Annotated in this window: 23 protein-coding genes; 9 read left to right on the forward strand and 14 right to left on the reverse strand. The window is 66.0% G+C overall.

What is annotated here, in order from left to right; all coding sequences use genetic code 11:
* Window position 1: 1 nt before the first annotated feature.
* Genes GKC70_RS17695 through GKC70_RS17705 form a run of 3 tightly spaced genes read right to left on the reverse strand, consistent with a single transcriptional unit; the run spans window position 2 to window position 2,389 of the window.
* Window positions 2-919: a biotin-dependent carboxyltransferase family protein gene (locus tag GKC70_RS17695; RefSeq protein WP_342649440.1), complete on the reverse strand. Its 918-nt coding sequence runs from the start codon at window positions 917-919 to the stop codon at window positions 2-4.
* Window positions 916-1,611: a 5-oxoprolinase subunit PxpB gene (pxpB, locus tag GKC70_RS17700; RefSeq protein ID WP_342649441.1), complete on the reverse strand. Its 696-nt coding sequence runs from the start codon at window positions 1,609-1,611 to the stop codon at window positions 916-918. The genes GKC70_RS17695 and pxpB overlap by 4 nt, the downstream gene beginning before the upstream one ends.
* A 10-nt stretch (window positions 1,612-1,621) precedes the next feature.
* Window positions 1,622-2,389 (reverse strand): 5-oxoprolinase subunit PxpA, encoded by a 768-nt coding sequence (locus GKC70_RS17705; RefSeq protein ID WP_039576108.1) that lies wholly within the window; start codon window positions 2,387-2,389, stop codon window positions 1,622-1,624.
* Window positions 2,390-2,535: 146 nt separating this feature from the next.
* On the opposite strand from GKC70_RS17705, the gene GKC70_RS17710 reads away from it, so the two are divergent.
* Entirely contained in the window at window positions 2,536-3,462 is a 927-nt protein-coding gene (locus GKC70_RS17710; RefSeq protein ID WP_342649442.1) for a LysR family transcriptional regulator, read from the forward strand.
* Here the strand turns inward: GKC70_RS17710 and GKC70_RS17715 are convergent.
* From GKC70_RS17715 to GKC70_RS17725, 3 genes are read right to left on the reverse strand one after another with little or no spacing between them, the layout of a single operon-like run.
* Complete coding sequence (locus GKC70_RS17715; RefSeq protein WP_039576106.1) at window positions 3,459-3,980, reverse strand: DUF2937 family protein; 522 nt, start codon at window positions 3,978-3,980, stop codon at window positions 3,459-3,461. The two genes, GKC70_RS17710 and GKC70_RS17715, sit on opposite strands and share 4 nt — an antisense overlap.
* Window positions 3,981-3,989: 9 nt before the next feature.
* Window positions 3,990-4,757 (reverse strand): class II glutamine amidotransferase, encoded by a 768-nt coding sequence (locus tag GKC70_RS17720; protein WP_029613703.1) that lies wholly within the window; start codon window positions 4,755-4,757, stop codon window positions 3,990-3,992.
* 16 nt (window positions 4,758-4,773) lie between these two features.
* The gene (locus tag GKC70_RS17725) at window positions 4,774-5,280 is read right to left on the reverse strand and encodes a hypothetical protein (protein ID WP_029613704.1); all 507 of its coding nucleotides are present in this window, start codon (window positions 5,278-5,280) and stop codon (window positions 4,774-4,776) included.
* A gap of 83 nt (window positions 5,281-5,363) precedes the next feature.
* On the opposite strand from GKC70_RS17725, the gene GKC70_RS17730 reads away from it, so the two are divergent.
* Window positions 5,364-7,409: a S9 family peptidase gene (locus GKC70_RS17730; protein WP_342649443.1), complete on the forward strand. Its 2,046-nt coding sequence runs from the start codon at window positions 5,364-5,366 to the stop codon at window positions 7,407-7,409.
* 2 nt (window positions 7,410-7,411) lie between these two features.
* Here the strand turns inward: GKC70_RS17730 and GKC70_RS17735 are convergent, their stop codons facing one another.
* A complete protein-coding gene (locus tag GKC70_RS17735; protein ID WP_342649444.1) occupies window positions 7,412-7,681 on the reverse strand; it encodes a hypothetical protein in 270 nt (89 codons plus the stop codon).
* Between the two features lie 131 nt (window positions 7,682-7,812).
* On the opposite strand from GKC70_RS17735, the gene GKC70_RS17740 reads away from it, so the two are divergent.
* The 3 genes from GKC70_RS17740 to GKC70_RS17750 all read left to right on the forward strand — a co-directional run bounded on the left by GKC70_RS17740 (window position 7,813) and on the right by GKC70_RS17750 (window position 9,150).
* On the forward strand, window positions 7,813-8,184 hold the full coding sequence (locus GKC70_RS17740; RefSeq protein ID WP_029613705.1) for a YajD family HNH nuclease: 372 nt from the start codon (window positions 7,813-7,815) through the stop codon (window positions 8,182-8,184).
* A gap of 72 nt (window positions 8,185-8,256) precedes the next feature.
* A complete protein-coding gene (locus tag GKC70_RS17745; RefSeq protein WP_029613706.1) occupies window positions 8,257-8,727 on the forward strand; it encodes an RNA methyltransferase in 471 nt (156 codons plus the stop codon).
* 81 nt (window positions 8,728-8,808) lie between these two features.
* Window positions 8,809-9,150: a DUF2892 domain-containing protein gene (locus GKC70_RS17750; protein ID WP_295484942.1), complete on the forward strand. Its 342-nt coding sequence runs from the start codon at window positions 8,809-8,811 to the stop codon at window positions 9,148-9,150.
* Window positions 9,151-9,160: 10 nt separating this feature from the next.
* Here the strand turns inward: GKC70_RS17750 and GKC70_RS17755 are convergent, their stop codons facing one another.
* The 6 genes from GKC70_RS17755 to GKC70_RS17780 all read right to left on the reverse strand — a co-directional run bounded on the left by GKC70_RS17755 (window position 9,161) and on the right by GKC70_RS17780 (window position 15,149).
* Window positions 9,161-10,366, reverse strand: coding sequence for a hypothetical protein (locus GKC70_RS17755; protein WP_342649445.1), 1,206 nt, complete (start codon window positions 10,364-10,366; stop codon window positions 9,161-9,163).
* 40 nt (window positions 10,367-10,406) lie between these two features.
* Window positions 10,407-10,856 (reverse strand): YcgN family cysteine cluster protein, encoded by a 450-nt coding sequence (locus GKC70_RS17760; protein WP_039576086.1) that lies wholly within the window; start codon window positions 10,854-10,856, stop codon window positions 10,407-10,409.
* Window positions 10,857-10,980: 124 nt separating this feature from the next.
* Window positions 10,981-11,913 carry a D-2-hydroxyacid dehydrogenase gene (locus tag GKC70_RS17765; RefSeq protein ID WP_295484947.1) on the reverse strand — a complete coding sequence of 311 codons (933 nt, stop codon included), beginning with the start codon at window positions 11,911-11,913 and terminating at the stop codon, window positions 10,981-10,983.
* Between the two features lie 72 nt (window positions 11,914-11,985).
* Window positions 11,986-12,279, reverse strand: coding sequence for a YcgL domain-containing protein (locus GKC70_RS17770; RefSeq protein ID WP_029614639.1), 294 nt, complete (start codon window positions 12,277-12,279; stop codon window positions 11,986-11,988).
* Window positions 12,276-13,409 (reverse strand): ribonuclease D, encoded by a 1,134-nt coding sequence (gene rnd, locus GKC70_RS17775; RefSeq protein WP_116887741.1) that lies wholly within the window; start codon window positions 13,407-13,409, stop codon window positions 12,276-12,278. Before rnd ends, GKC70_RS17770 begins: the two co-directional genes overlap by 4 nt.
* Window positions 13,410-13,511: 102 nt before the next feature.
* Window positions 13,512-15,149, reverse strand: coding sequence for a phosphoethanolamine--lipid A transferase (locus GKC70_RS17780; protein WP_342649446.1), 1,638 nt, complete (start codon window positions 15,147-15,149; stop codon window positions 13,512-13,514).
* A gap of 275 nt (window positions 15,150-15,424) precedes the next feature.
* Between GKC70_RS17780 and GKC70_RS17785 the strand changes: the two genes are divergently transcribed.
* Window positions 15,425-15,661 (forward strand): YdcH family protein, encoded by a 237-nt coding sequence (locus GKC70_RS17785; RefSeq protein ID WP_039576076.1) that lies wholly within the window; start codon window positions 15,425-15,427, stop codon window positions 15,659-15,661.
* A gap of 58 nt (window positions 15,662-15,719) precedes the next feature.
* Here the strand turns inward: GKC70_RS17785 and GKC70_RS17790 are convergent, their stop codons facing one another.
* Complete coding sequence (locus tag GKC70_RS17790; protein WP_342649447.1) at window positions 15,720-16,889, reverse strand: aminotransferase class I/II-fold pyridoxal phosphate-dependent enzyme; 1,170 nt, start codon at window positions 16,887-16,889, stop codon at window positions 15,720-15,722.
* A 155-nt stretch (window positions 16,890-17,044) separates the two neighbouring features.
* On the opposite strand from GKC70_RS17790, the gene GKC70_RS17795 reads away from it, so the two are divergent.
* The 3 genes from GKC70_RS17795 to GKC70_RS17805 all read left to right on the forward strand — a co-directional run bounded on the left by GKC70_RS17795 (window position 17,045) and on the right by GKC70_RS17805 (window position 19,558).
* Window positions 17,045-17,503, forward strand: a complete 459-nt coding sequence (locus tag GKC70_RS17795; RefSeq protein WP_039576070.1) for an Lrp/AsnC family transcriptional regulator — start codon at window positions 17,045-17,047, stop codon at window positions 17,501-17,503.
* A 132-nt stretch (window positions 17,504-17,635) separates the two neighbouring features.
* A complete protein-coding gene (gene moaA / locus GKC70_RS17800) occupies window positions 17,636-18,640 on the forward strand; it encodes a GTP 3',8-cyclase MoaA (protein WP_029614643.1) in 1,005 nt (334 codons plus the stop codon).
* A gap of 21 nt (window positions 18,641-18,661) precedes the next feature.
* Window positions 18,662-19,558, forward strand: coding sequence for a bestrophin family protein (locus GKC70_RS17805; RefSeq protein WP_342649448.1), 897 nt, complete (start codon window positions 18,662-18,664; stop codon window positions 19,556-19,558).
* The last annotated feature ends 42 nt before the right edge of the window (window positions 19,559-19,600 follow it).

A 19,600-nucleotide genomic window follows, 5' to 3' on the forward strand; every position in this document is an offset into this window, starting at 1 on the left:
CTTACCGCCAACGTTGCAGATACGCCTGCTGCTCGCGCCATGCAGTGTCCTGCACCACCGCCCTGAAGCGCACCACCGCCCCCGGCATGCACTGCGCCAACTGCGCCAGCGCCAGGGGCGTGAGTGCCCCGAGTCGCGGATAGCCGCCGATGGTCTGGCGGTCGTTGAGCAGCACGATCGGCTGCCCATCCGGCGGCACCTGCACGGCGCCCAGGGGAATGCCTTCGGAAATCATCGGCGGTCCTTGGTACACCAAGGGCGGCCCCAGCAGACGGCTGCCCATGCGGTCCGCTCGGCTGTCCAGGGTCCAGTCGCGGTTGAACGCCTCGAACAGGCTGAGGCCGCTGAACGCGCCGATCTGCGCGCCCATCACCAGGTCCAGTTGTGGCTTGGCCGAAGCGGTCGGGCGCAGGGCGGCAGGCACCTCACGCACCGCTGGCATGCCCTCGCCGAAGCGCAACGTCTGCCCTTTGGCCAATGGCCCGCCGCAGCCGTCCAGGCCGCCGAGTTGCTCACGTGCCACGGTGGCGCAACTGCCCAGCACCGCCGCCCCGTGAAAACCGCCGGGCGCAGCCACGTAGGCGCGCACGCCCTGACGGGGCTGCCTGAGGGTCAGGCACTGGCCTTTACCCAAGGCCAGGCTGCGCCAAGGGGCAACTGGCTGGTCATCGACGCGCGCGTCCAGGTCGGCGCCGGCCAGGGCCACCACGCAGTCCTGCTCGGCCAGCACCGTGAAACCGCCCAGCGCCACCTCCAGCACCGGGGCGTCCAGGGCATTGCCCAGCAGCCAGTTGGCCCAGTACATCGCCACCCAGTCCAGCGCGCCACCCTGGGTCACGCCCAAATGCCGCACACCCAGGCGCCCGCCATCCTGCAACTGGCACAGGGCGGTGCTGGCCTCGATCGTCAACTGCTTCATGCGTAGGCCTCCTGCGGGCGATCGTCGCCGCCCAAGGCGATGAACTCGGCGTGCGACACAGCCACGAAACGCACCCGGTCACCCGGCTGCAACAGGCTGTAGCCGTCACGGTCACGGTCGAACAGGCGCACCGGGGTGCGCCCGAGCAGGTTCCAGCCGCCCGGCGACACCGCCGGATAGGCCGCCGTCTGCCGCTCCGCGATCCCCACGCTGCCAGCGGCTACGCGCTTGCGTGGCGTACTCAGGCGCGGCGTGGCCAGGCGCTCGTCCACCAGGCCCATGAAGCCGAAACCCGGCGCGAAGCCCAGGGCGAACACCGGGTATTCGCGCTCGCTGTGCAGTTGCACGACCTCCTGCTCGCTCAGGCCACTGCGTGCGGCCAGCAAGGGCAGCTCGGGACCGACGCTGGGGTGGTACCACACCGGGATCTCATGGCGGCGTCCGCTGCTGCCTGCGTCAGGCGCAAGCCCCGTCAGCGCCTGCTCGATGCGCGCCCGCGCCGAGGCCGGGGCCAGGTCGGACTGCAGCATCAGCGTGGTGTAGGACGGCACCAGGTCGATCAGGTGCGCGCCGAACGCCGCGCGCAGGCGCTGGCCGGCGGCGAGGATCCACGGCATGTTGGCCTCGTCGATGGCGTCGAACAGCCGCACCATCAGGCTGTCGATGGCCACCACTTCGATACGCGGGTTCATCGCGGCGCCCTCATGCCTGCAACGCATCCAAGGCCTCGCGGATCTGCCGAACGGCCGCCACCGAGCTTTCGTTGTCACCATGCACGCACAGGGTGGCGGCGTTGAGCCGCAGCGCGCTGCCGTCGTCGGCCACCAGCGCCTCACCGCGCGCCAGGCGGACAGCCTGCTCCACGACCAGTGCCGGATCGTGATGCACGGCGCCGGGCAGGCGTCGCGACACCAGGTGACCGCTGGCGGTGTAGGCGCGGTCGGCGAAGGCCTCGAACCACAGCGGCACGCCGACCTCCTCGCCCAAGGCCTGCGCGGCGCTGTCGTCGGCGGTGGCCATCAGCATCAGCGGCAGACCGGCCTCGTACGCCGCCACCGCTTCGAGCACGGTCCGCAACTGACGTGGGTCGGCCATCATGTCGTTGTACAGCGCGCCATGGGGCTTGACGTAGGCCACGCGCCCGCCGAGCACCTTGCAGATACCGTCCAGCGCGCCGATCTGGTAATGCAGCAGGTCACGGATCTCCTCGCTGCTGCAGGCCATGGAGCGGCGACCGAAGCCGTTGAGGTCGGGGTACGCCGGGTGTGCGCCGATGCTGACGCCATGCTCCAGCGCCAGGGCGACGGTGCGGCGCATGGTGCCGGGATCGCCGGCATGGTAGCCGCAGGCGATATTGGCGCAGTCGACGAAGGGCATCACCTCGGCGTCCAGGCCGGTGCGCCAGTTGCCGAAACTTTCGCCCATGTCGCAGTTGAGCAGCAGGCGTTGGCGGTGTGTCGAGGGGTTCATCAGGGCCTCGTCTTGTTGGTATGGTTCGGGGCGAGCCGCGCTGCGGCGTGTGCGTCATTGTCGGAACGCCGCGCAACCGGCGTCCAATGAGAAAAACCTGCGGTCTGGAACAAGAAAAACCGATCGCCCAGCCTTGCGAGCCCTCCATGAACCTGCGCTTTCTCGAAACTTTCGTCTGGGTCGCCCGGCTCAAGAGCTTTCGCCTGACGGCCGAGAAGCTGTTCACCACCCAGGCCTCGGTGTCCAGCCGCATTGCCGCGCTGGAGGCCGACCTGGGCGTGAAGCTGCTGCTGCGCGACTCGCGCGGGGTGAGCCTGACGCCCGAAGGCAGCCGCGTGCTGGAATACGCCGAACGCATGCTCGACACCGCCCAGGCGATGAAGCAGTCGTTGGGCGCCGAGCGCACGCGGGTGGGCCGAGTGCGCCTGGGCATCATGGACACGGTGATCCACACCTGGATGAGCGCGCTGGTGGCCGAGCTGACCGCGCGCTATCCGCAGGTGGAGATCGAACTGGTCGCCGACACCGCGCTGAACCTGCGCGAGCACCTGCACAAGGGCTTCGTCGATGTAATCCTGCAGACCGACCTGCTGCGTGAAGAACGCATTCGCAGCCTGGACCTGGCGCGCTATCCCATGGGCTGGATCGTCGCCAGCGGCTCGGCCCTGCACCGCGAGTACGCCGACCTGGCCGAGCTGGCACGCGAGCGAATCCTCACCTTTTCACGCAACTCGCGTCCACATCAGGACGTCGCCAGCCTGCTGCAGGCGGCGGGCGCGCACAGGTTGCGGCTCAATTGCGTGAATTCGGTGTCGGCGATCACCCGACTGCTGCGCGACGGCTTCGGCGTCGCTGCACTGCCCCCGGCGCTGGTGGCCAGCGAGCTGGCACGGGGCGAATTGGCCTTGCTCGACGGCCTGCTGGCGCCGCCGAGCCTGGAACTGGTGGCGTCCTGGCAGACCGGCGTGGACCTGGTGGAGGAAGTGGTGGGTGTGTGCCGGCAGGTGCTGGCGCGCTACGCGCAGGAGGCGGGCGAGCGCAGGATCGTGCTGGTGCAGGCAAGTAGAGCCTAGCGCCAGCTCTCCTTCACCGCGCCCCGCCGACCACCGAGGATCACCCAACCGATGCCCAGCAAAAGGCTCTCGACCAGCAGCGCCAGCAGGAACCCGCAACCGATGCCCCAGCCGATCGCCTCGGGCACCAGCAGGATCTGGTAGCTGTAGCCCTTGAGCGTTTCCTCGCGAAGCTGCGGATCGGCCTGCGCCACGACATGCCAGGTACGGCTGACCCAGTTGCCCTGCAACGCCTGCCACTCGCTCTCCAGCAACTGGTTACGGGTCATCAGGCTTTCGATGCTGTTGGCATCGCTGTTGAACACCGGGTCGTCGCTGCTGCGGTAGTGCCGCAGCAACGCTTGCAGATCGCCGTTGAAGAAGCGCTCGGCGGTTTCCTGGAAGCCCGCCAGGGCCTCGCGCGACTCGAGCATGTGCGCTTCGACGCGCTGACTGTAGTCCTTGACCAACCCCGGCACCTGGATGCCGGCCAGCAGGCCGACGGTGAACAGCAGCAACCGCAGGTAACTTCTGAACATGCTCGCTCCTCAGCCGTTGGCGACGCACTCGCCATGGCGCCACAGGGCCCACTGGCCAGGGGTATAGCGCTGCCAGGTTTCGTTTTCGGTGAGCGCCTCGGTGGCGATCACCGTGACCACGTCGTTGGGGGTGGTTTGCGACTGGAAGTCGACGATCAGGTCGACATCCTTCAGGCGCGCGGCGCCGAACGGGGCGCGCCGGGTGATGTGTACCAGTTTGGTGGAGCAGTAGCAGAACAGCCAGTCGCCGTCGCTGAGCAGGCAGTTGAACACGCCTTTGTCACGGTAACCGGCGCACGCCTCGACCAGCACCGGCAGCAACGCCTCGGCTTCGACCGGCTCGGGGAAGGCCTCGCGCACGCGGTTGAGCAAGTCGCAGAAGGCTGCTTCGCTGTCGGTGTCGCCCACGGGGCGGTAAAAGGTCTTCTCGCCGACGAAGCCTGCCAATTGACCGTTGTGCGCGAAGCACCAGTTACGCCCCCACAACTCGCGAACGAACGGGTGGGTGTTGGACAGGCAGACCTTGCCGACGTTGGCCTGGCGGATGTGGCCGATGACCACCTCGCTCTTGATCGGGTAGCGCTGCACCAGGTTGGCCACCTCCGATTCGCTGCTGGCGGTCGGGTCCTGGAACAGGCGCAGGCCACGCCCCTCGTAGAAGGCGATGCCCCAGCCGTCGCGGTGCGGGCCGGTGCGCCCGCCGCGCTGCATCAGGCCGGTGAAGCTGAAAACGATATCGGTCGGGACGTTGGCGCTCATGCCCAGCAATTCACACATCGACCAGCGCTCCGTGTCAGATCCGGGGTTCGACGCGACCGCCGCCATTGGCGGGACGGCGCGGTGCCGGGGCGGGCGGCTCGCTGCGGTAGCGGTCGCGCGGGTCGACCTGCGGGGCATCGTCGACCATCGCCTCGTCTTCGGCGGCGCGTCGGCTGGCAGCGGCCTCGGCCCGCGCCTTGCGCTCGCGAGCACGCTTTTCCAGCGGCCAGCGCACCAGCACGAACAGCAGGTACAGGGCGAAGGCGATCATGCCGTACATGGCCAGGTCCGACGCCGCGCGCCAGGCGTTGTTGCCCACCTTGAACGCCAGGTCCAAGGCGGTGATGGCAATGGCCGGGGCGAAGCTGTCCTTGACCGGATCGACGATGGTGGGGCTGAACAGCAGCACGGCCACCAAGACCCGCAGCGGCTCGCGCAGCCAGCGCCACATCCAGCCGGTGAGCTTGAAGGCCACCAGCAGGCAGCCCACGGCGGCGACGGCGTAGAGGCCCCAGGCCAGTGTGTAGTCTTGTTCGATCATGGTGTCCGTGCAAGGCAAGCGAAGAGGCGCCTATGATAAACACTTTTAGGGGCACAGGTGCCCTTTCCATCTCGGGACATTTCATGCCTATCAGACCCCAGCCCCCCATCGCCCGCCAAGCCCCCGGCCGCGATCCCTACGCCTGGTTGCAGGAACGCGACAACGCCGAGGTACTGGCCTACCTGGAGCAGGAAAACGCCTACCAGCAGGCGTGCCTGGCCGACCAGGCCGAAATGCGCGAGCAGCTATTCGAGCAGATCAAGGGCCGCATTCTGGAAACCGACCTGTCGCTGCCCTCGCCCTGGGGCCCTTTCCTCTACTACACCCGCACCACCGCCGGCGACGAGTATCCACGTCACTACCGCTGCCCGCGTCCGGCCGACGACAGCCTGCAGGTCGACGAAAGCGCCGAGCAGTTGCTGCTCGACCCCAATGCCCTGGCCGAGGGCGGCTTCCTGGCCCTGGGCGCGTTCAACGTCAGCCCCGACCATCGCCTGCTGGCCTACAGCCTGGACACCCGTGGCGATGAAATCTACACGCTGTACGTCAAGGATCTGGACACCGGCGCCCTCACCGCCCTGCCCTTCGACGACTGCGACGGCAGCCTGACCTGGGCCAACGACAGCCGCACCCTGTTCTTCGCCGAACTGGACGAGACCCACCGGCCCTGGCGCCTGCTTCGCCACACCTTGGGCGAGGCCGACGCGACGCAGGTCTTCGAAGAAGCGGACGGACGCTTTTTCCTGCACTGCTACCGCAGCAGCTCGGAGCGTCAGTTGGTGCTGCTGCTCAACAGCAAGACCACCAGCGAGGCCTGGGTACTCGATGCCCAGACGCCCAAGGCGCCCTTCACCTGCCTGGCGCCACGGGTCGAAGGCCACGAATACTTCCCCGACCACGGCCAACTCGACGGCCAATGGCGCTGGTTCATCCGCAGCAACCAGGATGGCATCAACTTCGCCCTGTTCCATGCGCCCGCCGACCGAGTTCCCACCCACGCCCAGTGGCAGGTGCTGGTGCCGCACCGCAACGAGATCATGCTCGAAGGCCTTAGCCTGAATGCCAGCGCGCTGACGCTGAGCCTGCGCGAAGGCGGTCTGCCAATCATCGAGGTGCATCCCCAGGGTCTGCCGGCCTACCGCGTCGAACTGCCGGACGCGGCCTACAGCCTGTACGTGCAGGACAGCCTGGAGTTCGCCAGCGCGTCTATCCGCCTGCGCTACGAGGCCCTCAACCGCCCCGCCCAGGCGCGCCAGTTGACCCTGGCCAACGGCGCGCAGCAGGTGCTCAAGCAAACGCCAGTGCTGGGCCCATTCGATGCCGACGACTACGTCAGCCAGCGCCTGTGGGCCACCGCGGCGGACGGCACGCAGGTGCCGATCAGCCTGGTGCGCCGACGTCAGGACCTGGGCCGCAGCGTGCCACTGTACCTGTATGGCTACGGCGCCTACGGCGAAAGCCTGGACCCCTGGTTCTCCCACGCTCGCCTGAGCCTGCTCGAGCGCGGCGTGGCCTTCGCCATCGCCCACGTGCGCGGCGGCGGTGAGCTGGGCGAAGCCTGGTATCGCGCCGGCAAGCAGGCGCACAAGCAGAACAGTTTCGACGACTTCATCGCCTGCGCCGAACACTTGATCGCCCAAGGCGTGACCCGCTCCGAGCAGTTGGCGATCAGCGGCGGCAGCGCCGGTGGCCTGCTGATCGGCGCCGTGCTCAACCAGCGTCCCGAGCTGTTCCGTTGCGCCATTGCCGAAGTGCCCTTCGTCGATGTGCTCAACACCATGCTCGACCCCGAGCTGCCGTTGACCGTCACCGAGTACGACGAGTGGGGCAACCCCGAAGAGCCCGAGGTGTACGCGCGCATCCAGGCCTATGCGCCCTACGAGAACGTCAAGGCCCAGGCCTACCCGGCGATGCTGGTGGTGGCTGGCTACAACGACAGCCGTGTGCAGTACTGGGAAGCGGCCAAGTGGGTGGCCCGGCTGCGCACCCGCAAGACCGACGACAACCTGCTGCTGCTCAAGACCGAAATGGGCGCCGGCCACGGCGGCATGAGCGGGCGCTACCAGGGCTTGCGCGACGTGGCCCTGGAGTACGCCTTCGTGCTCGATGAGCTGGGCGTTACGCGCTAGCGTCAGTCGCTTTTGACCGGCGGCGCGGGCGACAGGCCCGGCAGGGGCTGATCCTTCGGCGGCCCTGGCTTGGGCATGGGCGGCAACAGCGGCCCGCCGACCTCGCTGCCGCCGGCCTTAGGCGGCACGCTCGGGGTGATCTGTGGATAGGGCGTGGGCGTGGGCGTACCCGGCGCACCGGGCACCGGGGCCAAACCGCCCGAAGGCTGGCCGGCAAGCGCGGCGCACGGCGCGGCGAGCAGCCACACACTGGCAAGCAGTACAGGCAACATCGATCACCTCCCGTCCGGAACCTGCCTACAGGCTACGCCCAATCGCGCGCGTTTGCCTGTGCGCTACACCGCAGTCGCGCTAGACTCAGCGCAACCACCGTCATAGCCCTGATAACGATAAAGGTAACACCATGAGCTCGGCCTCCACCTCCGCCGCCACCGCCCGTCTCGACCGCATCCTCGCCGACGCCAAGCGCGACAAGGAAATGGGCTACCGCGACAAGGCGCTGAAGATGTACCCGCACGTCTGCGGACGCTGTGCCCGTGAATTCGCCGGCAAGCGTCTGTCGGAACTCACCGTGCACCACCGCGACCACAACCACGACAACAATCCCCAGGACGGCTCGAACTGGGAACTGTTGTGCCTGTATTGCCACGACAACGAACACTCGCGCTACACCGACCAGCAATACTTCGGCGAAGGGTCGCTGAGCACGCCCAAGACCAACGTGGCCACGCACAACCCCTTCGCCGGCCTCGCCGCGCTGATGAACAAGGACTGACCGTCCAATCGCGCCCACACGACGTCGGCGAGCCCGTATAATCGCGCTCTTTTTTGCGAAGGGCCCCGACTCGTGGCGAACAAACGGTACAGCTGCATCGGCCTGTTCAACCCCAAATCCGCGGAAAACGTCGGCTCGGTGATGCGCGCCGCAGGCTGCTACGGGGTCAACTCGGTGTTCTACACCGGCAAGCGCTACGAGCGCGCCCGCGACTTCGTCACCGACACCAAGCGCGTGCACTACGACATCCCGCTGATCGGCATCGACGATCTGCAGCGCATCATCCCGCTGGGCTGCACGCCGGTGGCGGTGGAGTTGGTCGAGGGCGCCCGGCCGCTGCCGGAATACACCCACCCCGACCGGGCGATCTACATCTTCGGCCCCGAAGACGGCAGCCTGGACGACAGCGTGCGCGCCTGGTGCGAGGAAACCATCTACATCCCCACCCACGGCTGCATGAACCTGGCCGCGACGGTCAACGTGGTGCTCTACGACCGCCTGGCCAAGGGCCTGAACACCCGCTCGGGGCCGAAGTTCAAGTAGTGGCGCCTCTCGATCGATTGCACTGAACGACGCCGCCACTACCACGGTCACCTGATGAACCCATCCTCAGGAGACCGTCCCATGCTCGATATCCATTCGCTCACCGATAGCCAAGACCACAACGTTACCGGCTGGGAACGCGTCAGCTCGCTGGCCGGTGGTGCACTGATGGTCAGCAAAGGCATGCGCCGTGGTGGCCTGATCGGCCTGCTGCAGGTGACGGTTGGCGGCCTCGCGCTGGCCCGTGGGCTCAAAGGCCAGTGCCAGGCCAAGGCGTGGCTGCAGAAACAGCGCGCGGACTACCGTCGCCTGAACGCCGAAATCGATCGCGGCGCCGCCGAGCTCAGGGCACTCAAGGACAGCGCCGAATCGGCCACGCGCACAGTGACCGTGACCGGCAAGGATCCACTCAGCGAGGTCTGAGGGCGGCCTCTCAGCGCAGCAGTTTGCTCTGCAGGACGTCGGACTGGCGCCCCAGCACACGCTCGCTGATCTGCACGAATTCCTCCGTGCTCACGCTGGGCAGACGCATCAGGGCACGGGTGACGTCGTCCAGCGAGCGCTGGTCGTGGGTGTGCAGACGAATCTCGCGATCCAGCGCCTGTAGCAGCAACACGCCGCGGGCCACCTGTGCCGCGTCGGCCTGATCGCCGCGCAGTGTGCCTACCTGGGCGCTGTCGTTCTGCAAGCGTGCTTGCACGACGTGGTAGCGGTCATCGCTGAGTCCGCCAGCGCGGCGCAGCAGTTCGGTGGAGTAGTAGTCGGTGAGGCTCTCGCTCAACCAGTCGCTGCGCTCGCGGTCCTTGATCTGCGCGAACACCTGCACCAGTTCGCGCAGCATCGCACTGCTACCGTTCTCGCCAATCAATGCGCGGCCGCTGTGCAGGTACAGCGAGTTGTAAGAGGCCCGAGCGCCACGCATCACGTCGTCACGCGCGCCGACCACCAGCAGCTTGGCCGGCGTTCGCGGGAACACCGCCTGCACTTGCGGCCACACGAACGTGAGCAATGTCAGGGTGTCCATGCGTCGCATGCCCTGCCCTTGCGGCGCGGCCACCGTCACTTCGGTATCGCCCAGGCGGGCGCGTCGACTGCCCAGGTTGCCCGCCAGCATCCAGCCAGTGGGCCGGTCGAACAGCCGCGAGACGTCATCGATACGGAACCTGCGCTTGCCGATGCGCGGCCAGGCCGTCTCCACGCTTTGCCAGCCCGACGGCAGCTCGAAACTCAGGCGCGCCACCAGCTCGGTGCCGTCCTGCTGATCCAGGCGTGCAGCCGGCACCAGTTGCTCACCGCGCCACAATGCCCAGTGTGGCGTGATCCGCGATTCGTGGGCGCTGTTCGCCGGTTTGACGTCCAACTGCACCCGGTAGCTGAGACGGGTCTTGCCGGGGCCGGGTTGCCAGACGCCACGACCGTCGTGCGCCTGCCACTGGCCGTCGGCCTGGAAATCGCTGTAGACGCCCTGACGCCCGAGATCGAAGTCCAGGCTGCGCACGGCGCTGCCATCGGCCAGGGTCACACGCACCTCAGCCTGGCCGCTTTTGGGCAACAGGCGCACCTGATAATCCAGATCGACCTTCTTCGCCCAGGCCGGCACGCTGACCAGCAGACCTAGCAGCAACAACCACAGGCGCATATTCAGGTTCCTCGTTCGGCAACAGGACAGACGCCGGGACTCAGCCGGCACGAAAGATCAGATGGTCTTCCCAATCGTCTTCGTCGACATCGTTCTCGCTGAACATGCGTCCGGATTGGGAAATGCGCTGCTCATGGACTTGCTCACGATCGCCGCACACCAGGTGATGCCAGGCCGGCAGGTCCTTGCCCTCACTGACCAGACGATAGCCACAGGTGGTCGGCAGCCACTTGAACTGGTCGGCCTTGCCCGGCGTGAGCTGGATGCAATCGGGCACCTGGGCGAAGCGCCCGGGGTAGTCGCTGCACTGGCAGGATTTCAGGTCCAGCAGTTTGCAGGCGATACGCGTGTAATAAATGCTGTTGTCGTCCTCGTCTTCGAGCTTCTGCAGACAGCACAGCCCGCAGCCGTCGCAGAGCGATTCCCACTCGTGCGCATCGAGCTGGTCGAGGGTCTTGCGCCGCCAGAACGGCGCGGTGTCGGCGATCATCAGACAGGTTCCTGCAGTCACGGAAAAGGCCGCGGCGCGCGGCGGCGCCAGTCTAGAGCCTGTCCCGGCGCAATGCCAGACCGCCGGTCAGCGCCCAGACCCTGCGCTGGCCTGGGGCGACGGGTTAATAGCCTCGGGCGAAATCCACTTCGCCGCGCACAGGCTGCCCCGCCGTGTAGGCCCGCAGGTTGTCGATGAACAGTCGCACCATGGCCTCGGGCGAGGTCGGTGCCGAGCTGTGCCCGGTCAGCAGCAAGCCCCAGGCGGTCCAGAACGGATGGCGCTGCGGCAGCGGCTCCTGCCGGCACACGTCGATCACCGCACCGGCCAGGTGACCGTTCTTGAGCGCCTCGACCAGGTCGGCATCGACCACCGCCACCCCGCGTCCGGCATTGATGAACAGCGCCGTGGGCTTGAAGCGCTGGAACAGCGCGGCATCGTACAGGTCGTGGGTGGCCGGGGTGTCGGGCAGCAGGTTGAGCACGTAGTCGACCTCTGCCACCCGCCGCGGCAGCGCCTCCAGCCCGGCCACTTCGACGAACGGCGCCTGCTCGCGCGGTGTACTGGCGATGCCGTACAGTGTCACGCCGAACGGCAGCAGGAACTCGGCGACGCGCTGGCCGATGTCGCCGGTGCCGACGATCAGCACCTTGCGCCCTTGCAGGCTGTTTCCCGGGCGGCCGTCCCAGCGCCGCTCCACCTGGCTGACCAGGCGCGCCAGCACGTCACGCTCGTGAATCAGCATGTAGGTGAGCATGTATTCGGCCATGACCTGGCCGAAAATGCCCACGGCGCGGCTCAGCCGATAGTCGCGCGGCAGGCCCTCGGCCAGCAGCGGGGTGATACCGGCCCAGGTGGACTGCAGCCAGGCCGGGACGTGCCCCTGGCGCAGCAGGCTGGCGACCAGGTGCGGCTCGCCCAGCCATACCGGGCACTGCGGCGCCTGACGCGCCAGCTCGGCGGAATCGCCACTGGTCAGGACCTCCAGGTCCGGTGCCAGCTCGCCCAGCAGGCGAGCGTAAAGGGCATGATCCTGTTCAGCGATCAAAACGCGCATTTCTAGAAAACCTTGACGTACGACGCAGGCGGTCCGTCAGCGACCGCCTGGATGGGGGTGATCGAACCCGGCTCAGGCCGGATCGTTACGGCGCAGCAATTCTTCGGGCAGGTGCTCGATGTACTCGTCCTGGGGCGGTGGCATCTGCAAGTGATAGCCCTGGCTTTCGAGGTTTTCCAGCACCTTGGCGATGTCCTCGCGGGCCAAGGTGCGCTCGGGGGACAGCACCAGGTCGAAGGCATGCACCGGGGCGCCGAAGAACGGCAGCAGCGCCTCGGGCACGCGCGCCAAGCCATCGGCCTTGAGCACGTAGAGGTACATTTCCTGCTTGCGCGGGCTCTTGTAGATCGAACAGATACGTTTCATGGCGTCTCTCCGGCACCTGCCAGGTCAGCCAGCAGGGCCTGGCCCATGCGTTCGCGGCGCCAGCCGCGCAGCGATTCGGGCAGTTGGTAGGGGCCGTTGGGATAGCCGCTCTTGAGCAGGGCTTCCAGGGATTTCTTGCGCAGCATCAGTTCCGGCGCGATGCCCAGGCGTTCACCTTCGGCCTGGCCGATGGCGCGCAGGCGCTTGATCAGGCCGGCGGCCTCGATGGGCAGAGGCTCGGCCAGCACCGCCGGCCATTGCTCGGGCGGTTGGCTGGCGGCGTCCTTGATCAGCTTGAGCAGCGTTTCGCCGTCCTGGCGGATGGTACGCGGATGCATGTCCTCGATCTTGGCCAGAGCCGAGAGGTTGTCCGGCTGCCCTTTGGCCATGGGCCACAGCGCGTGCTCCTTGAGGATGCGATTGCGCGGTACGTCGCGGCTGCGGGCTTCGCGCTCGCGCCAGGCACACAGCTCGCGCAGCACGGCGAGCTGCTGCGGACCCAGCTTCCAGGCCAGCTTGACCTCGCGGTAGAGCGTCTGCGGATCGACCTCGCGGCGCATCTGCGCCACCAGCTCGGCACCGTCTTCCAGCACCCAAGCGTACTTGTCGTCGGACAACCGCGGGCGCAGGGCTTCGAACAGCTCGGCCAGGTGCACGGCATCTTCGGCGGCGTAGCTCACCTGGGTGTCGGACAACGGTCGCTGCAACCAGTCGGAGCGGGTCTCGCCCTTGGGCAGCTCGATACCGAGCACGTCCTGGACCAGGCGCGAATAGCCCATGGAAAAGCCGATATTCAGGTAGCCGCCCGCCAACTGGGTGTCGAACAGCGGCTGCGGCAGTTTGCCGGTCAGGCGCAACAGCACCTCGAGGTCTTCGCTGCAGGCGTGCAGCACCTTGACCACCGTGCTGTCTTCGAGCAACTCGCCCAGCGGCTGCCAGTCGCGGATTGCCAGCGGATCGATGAGGTAGGCCCGTTGACCGTCGCCGACCTGAACCAGGCCGGCCTTGGGATAGAAGGTGTCGACCCGCATGAACTCGGTGTCGACGGCCACGAAAGGCAGTTCGCGCCAGGCCCGGCAGCGTTCGGCCAGGGTCTGGTCGTCACGGATCCAGTGTATTTCGATGGCCACGAGGCTCTCCCACAAACATTGGCGCGCAGTATATACGGCGCGGGCGCTGCTGGTGAAACCCGGGCCATCCGTGGTGGCGATCAGCGGTCGCGAGCGCGACCCTCAGCTTTTCGCCGTCAACCAGGGCCGACAGCCGGCGAACAGGTCCAGCGACTGCTGGTAGACCTGGGTGTGCACCTGCAACAGGCCGAGCATCGAATGGAACAGGTTGTCCTGGCTCAGCGGCGCATCGCGCAGCTTGGCCAGGCAGTCGGTGTCCACCGCGAAGTCCTGCTGGTAGCTGTCGGAGAACCAGGCTAGCAGCGGGATGTGCTTCTGCTGGTCCGGCGCCAGCATATACGGCGTACCGTGCAGGAACACGTTGTATTCACCCAGCGATTCGCCGTGGTCGGAGAGATAGACCATGGCCGTGTCGACTTTGTCCTGGTGCTTGCGCAGGGTATCGATCAGCGAGGCCAGCACCGCGTCAGTGTAGGTCAGGGTGTTGTCGTAGCTATTGACGATCGCCTCGCGGCTGCATTGGTTCAGGGCGTTGCTGCGGCACACTGGCGTGAAGTGCTCGAAGCCCTCGGGGTAGCGCTTGTAGTAGTCGGGGCCGTGGCTGCCCATCTGGTGCAGGACCAGCACAGTGTCCTGGTCGAGGTTATCGAGCAAGGCATCGAGGTTCTGCAGCAGGATCTGGTCATGGCACTCGCCGCCAGCGCACAGCACCGGGTCCTTCGCCGTGGTCAGGTTGACGTAGTCGAAGCGCGAGCAGGTGCCTTTGCAACCTGACTGGTTGTCACGCCATTTCACCTGCAGGCCGGCGCGGCCGAGAATGTCCAGCAGCCCCTCGCGACGGCTGGCCAGGCTGGGGTCGTAGTCCTTGCGGGTCATGCCGGAGAACATGCACGGCACCGACACCGCAGTTTCGGTGCCGCACGAGTGCACATCGGTAAAGCCCAGCAGGCCAGGCTCCTTGGCCAGGCGCGGGGTGGTGTCGCGGGCATAGCCCAGCACCCCGAAGTTCTCGGCGCGAGCACTTTCACCGACCACCAGCACGGTCAGCGACTTGCGCGCATGCTGCTGCCAGGCGGCGTCGCGGCGGGCATCCTCACCGTACTTTTGGAAAGGCCGTGCAGCACTGCCGAGTTTCTCGCTGGCGTAGGTCAAAGAGGCGCCGACGATGTTGCTCGGGGTGAGCATGAGGCGGATCTCGTGGTGGTTGCGAAACAGCGACGACAGGCCCTGGTAATTGATCAGCGCCACCGAAGCCAGCGCGGTCACGCAGGCCCCGCTGACCACCAGCTTGCCCAGCAGCTCACGGTGCCAGGGGCGATAGGCGACTGGCGTCTTCCAGAGCAACAAGGAAGGCAACACACCGAGCCCGAGCATATACAAGGCAAACTTCAGCGAGAGTAAGTCGCGTACTTCTTCGATGTTGGTTTCCACGACATTGCGGAACATGCCGACATCAATAAGAACGCCATATTGATTCATGAAATAGGCGACCGCCCCGCCGGCCATGAACAGCACGATCAATACCGGTTTCAATACATATTTGAAGGCCAGCAAGGTCAGCAGCAAATTGAAGGCGAACAACATCAGCAAGGCAAACGCCAGGCTCAACCAAAGCCCCACCAAACCGGGGGGTACGATGCTCTCCAGGTGTTTCCAGAGAAACAGATTGAGGCCGATCAGCAGGTACAGGCTGGCCAGCAGCGTGACCCATTCGGTCCGCAGGGATCTGATTTTTATCATGGCGTTCGCCGCTAAAGTTGAGAAACGACCAGGCGCGACCGATCGGGCACCTTGGCTGGATGGCCGCACTCTAGGGAAGTTACCATCAATTTTTCGTGAAAACTTCAGGATTATTAAGTTATGAAGTGTATTTCATGATTAACAAAGTTTCACATCTTCACGCTTGGCAACGGCATAAAAGATGAATTGCACCTCTGGCCCCAGCGGCGGTCCATTTACACGGCTATCCTGAAGCAGCAGGATCTTTCCGCAATCCCTGAAATCGAGGTGAAAAGATGCCCGTACCGCATGATCTGCTAGCCGACCTGCACACCAGCGCAGACGCTTTCCAGGCCCTGGTCGACAACAACCACGACCTGCACCGGTTGCACAAGGAATACAACGCCAAGGACAAGGAGGTGGTGGCCGCCGAGGGCAACGGCACCAACGACGAGGCGGTCAACCGCCTGCGTCGCGAGCGCCTGCTGATCAAGGACAAGATCGAACGGATCGTCCATCCGCCCAAGGCCTGATCCCTCGCTGGATGACCGTCTGATCGCGGCATCCCCCGCCGCGATCAGTCCTCTCCTGTCACGCCCCGGCCGCCGCCTGCAAGCCCGCCTCCAGATCCTCGATCAGGTCGCGGCAGTCCTCGATGCCGATCGACAAGCGCACCAGGTTTTCGCTGATCCCCATTGTCGCCTTCTGCTGCGGGCTGAGCGAGTTGTGCGACATGCTCCAGGAGTGGTTGATCATGCTCTCCACACCGCCCAGCGAATCGGCCAGCACGAAGATCGACAATGCCTCCACCAGTCGGTTGACCGCCGCCCGGTCGCCCTTGACCCGCAGCGCCACCACGGCGCCGCCGCTGCGCATCTGGCGCTGACACAGGGCGTGCTGGGGATGGCTTTGCAACCCTGGGTAGAACACCTGCTCGACCTGCGGGTGACGCTCCAGGTGCTGCGCCACGCGCAAGGCATTGGCGCACTGGCGCTCCATGCGCACGTCGAGGGTTTTCAGGCCGCGCAGCGCCAGGTAGCAGTCGAACGGGCCCTGGATCGCGCCCACCGCCATGCTGATCTTGCGCAGTCGCGTCAGCAACTCGGGGTTGCCAGCCACCACCACACCGCCGGTGAGGTCGGAATGGCCACCGATGTACTTGCTCGCCGAGTGCATCACCAGGTCCACGCCAAGGGTGATCGGCCGCTGGTTCCAGGGCGAGCAGAACGTGTTGTCGATACAGGTCAGGATGCCGCGCGCCTGGGCCAGTTCGCTCAATGCGGCAATGTCCACCACGTGCAGCAGCGGGTTGGTGGGTGACTCCAGCCAGATCATCTGCGTGTTCGGACGGATCGCGGCCGCCACCGCGTCGAGGTCGTTGAGGTCGACATAGGTGGTGGTCAGGCCACTGGTGTGGGCACGGTAGTCCTCCATCAGGCGGAAGGTACCGCCGTAGACCCCATTCATCACCACCACATGGGCATCCTTGGGCAACAGTTCGAGCACGGTGGCAGTGGCGCTCACGCCCGAGGCACAGGCCACCGCGCCCACGCCTTCTTCGAGCGCCGCAACGCAGGTCTCGTAGGCATGGCGGGTGGGGTTGGCGACGCGGCTGTAGGCGTACTCGGGATGGTCGTCCAGACCTCGCTTGATGAACGAACTGGAGGTGACGATGGCCGGGAAGATGGCGTTGTCGGCGACGCTGGACTGCTCGCCGGCATGGAGGGTTCGGGTGGCGAAACTGCGCGGTTTTTCAGCCATGATCGGGTCCGTCTGCACTGGGGGGCGGGGAAAAGTGCCACTATGGCATATCCGGCCCTGACTCGCCGCAGCGACAGGCCCGTGGCCAGCCGTTCCCCGAGTGCGCTAGGCTGCGCACTTCTTGTTCCGCACACACCGGCACGCACGCAATGGCAATGGACAGTTTCGACCAGCACATTCTCACCCTGCTCCAACGCGACGCCTCGCTGTCGCTCAAGGACCTGGCCGAAGCCGTCAACCTCACCACCACGCCGTGCTGGAAGCGGGTCAAGCGCCTGGAAGACGAAGGGTATATCCGCGGCCGCGTGGCCTTGCTCGATCCACAGCGCTTGAACCTGGGCCTGAGCGTGTTCGTCCAGCTCAAGACCCAGCGCCATGACAGCGCCTGGCTGGAGGACTTCGCCCGTACCGTCACCGCGTTCGAGGAGGTGATGGAGTTCTACCGCATGTCCGGTGATTGGGACTACATGCTGCGCGTAGTGGTCAGCGACATCGCTGCCTACGACCGCTTCTACAAGCGGCTGATCACCTGTACCGAAGGGTTGTCGAACATCACCTCCAGCTTCGCCATGGAGCAGATCAAGTACACCACCGCGTTTCCGGTGTCACGCTGACTGCCGGGCCTGGAGCGTGATAGAGCCCACCTATCGCCTGGTCGGCCAAAGCGATTTGACGTACCTGCCCACAGGTTATAGCGTGGACCCCATGCGCGGCGACAACGCCGCCCCCTCCTTTCGAGCGCAAACGTGGAACAGAACCCGCCGGCCCTGATCGACGATTTCAACCGAAAAATCGACTACCTGCGGATGTCGGTCACCGACCGTTGCGACTTCCGTTGCGTCTACTGCATGGCCGAAGACATGCAGTTCCTGCCGCGCCAGCAAATCCTCAGCCTCGAAGAGCTGTACCAGGTGGCCGAGCGCTTCGTCGCCATGGGCACACGCAAGATCCGCCTGACCGGCGGTGAACCCTTGGTGCGCCAGGGCATCGTCGAGCTGTGCGGGCGCATCGCCGCCCTGCCCGGCCTGCGCGAACTGTGCCTGACCAGCAATGGCTCGCAGCTCGGTCGCCTGGCCCAACCGTTGTTCGACGCCGGCGTGACGCGCTTGAACATCAGCCTGGACAGCCTCGACGCCCAGCGCTTCAAGGCCCTGACCCGCACCGGCGACCTTGCCCAGGTGATCGCAGGCATCGACGCTGCGCGCCGTGCCGGCTTTCGCCGCACCAAGCTCAATTGCGTGGTGCTCAAGGGCCGCAACGACCACGAACTGGTCGACCTGGTGCGTTTCGCCATCGATCGCGAACTGGATATCACCTTCATCGAGGAGATGCCCCTGGGGGTGATCGACGAGCACGAGCGCGGCGAGTCGTTCTATTCCAGCGACGCGGTGCGCGAACGCCTGGCCGAGCATTTCAGCCTGATCGAGTCGGCCGAGTCCTCCCAAGGCCCGGCCCGCTACTGGCGCCTGACCGAGGCCCCGCAGACGCGGGTCGGCTTCATCTCGCCGCACAGCCACAACTTCTGCGCCACCTGCAACCGAGTGCGCCTGACCGTCGAAGGCCGGCTGCTGTTGTGCCTGGGCAACGAACACTCGCTGGACCTCAAGCAGGTACTGCGCAGCCACCCTGGCGACAGCGCCCGTCTGGACCAGGCGATCCGCGATGCCTTGCACCTCAAGCCCTACCGCCATCATTTCGAGGTGGGTGGCGAGGTGCAGATCCTGCGCTTCATGAACATGACCGGCGGCTGATCGGCCGTCTCTGGAACTGCCTTGATCGTCCACGCTCACACCGACCTGCTGCGCATGTTGTTCACCTTGCGCGGTTCAGTGGTCAAGCGCATCGCCGTGCGCTGCCTGATGGTGACCCTGCTGGCCGCACTGATCGTGTTGGTCGAACGGCACTACCCGGCGTTCTTCTACCCGGTCAGCGCTACGCCTTTCACACTGCTCGGGCTGTCGCTGTCGATCTTCATGAGTTTTCGCAACACCGCCTGCTACGACCGCTGGTGGGAGGGCCGCAAGGCCTGGGGACGGATGATCATCGAGGTGCGCTCGTTCGTGCGCGAAAGCGCAGTGATCGACGATCCAACCCAGCGTGCGCGGTTGCTGCGCAGCCTGTGCGCCTTTGCCCATGGCTTGAATGCGCGCCTGCGCAACGAGGATGACCTGCACGCCGCGACGCCATGGCTGCCCAAGGACGCGGACATCTCGGCGCACAACGTTTGCGATGGCATTCTGCGCGACCTTGGCGAGCGCTGTTCGCGTCTGGCCAGCGAAGGACGGATCAGCGAGTTTCGCTACATGACGCTGGAGCAACGCCTGGTCGGGCTGTCGGAGGTGCAGGCCACGTGCGAGCGCATCAAAGGCACGCCGCTGCCCTTCCCCTACACCCTGCTGCTGCACCGCACCATCTATATCTTCTGCCTGCTGCTGCCGTTCGCCCTGGCCGAGCCACTGGGCTGGCTGGCACCGTTGTTCACCACAATCGTCAGCTACACGTTCCTGGGCCTGGACGCCATCGGCAATGAGCTGGAAGACCCCTTCGGCCGTGACGAAAACGACTTGCCCACCGACTCGCTGGTGCGCCTGCTCGAACGTGACGTGCTGTCGGCGCTCGGCGAGCCGATGCCGCCGCTGCTCGAACCGGTGGAGCATGTGCTGAGCTGAGTCGAACAGCGCCCAGGCGCTTCACCACCGATTTGTCTCTGC

The sequence above is a fragment of the Pseudomonas sp. REB1044 genome (genome assembly GCF_038813925.1).
Classification (GTDB): Bacteria; Pseudomonadota; Gammaproteobacteria; order Pseudomonadales; family Pseudomonadaceae; genus Aquipseudomonas; species Aquipseudomonas boreofloridensis.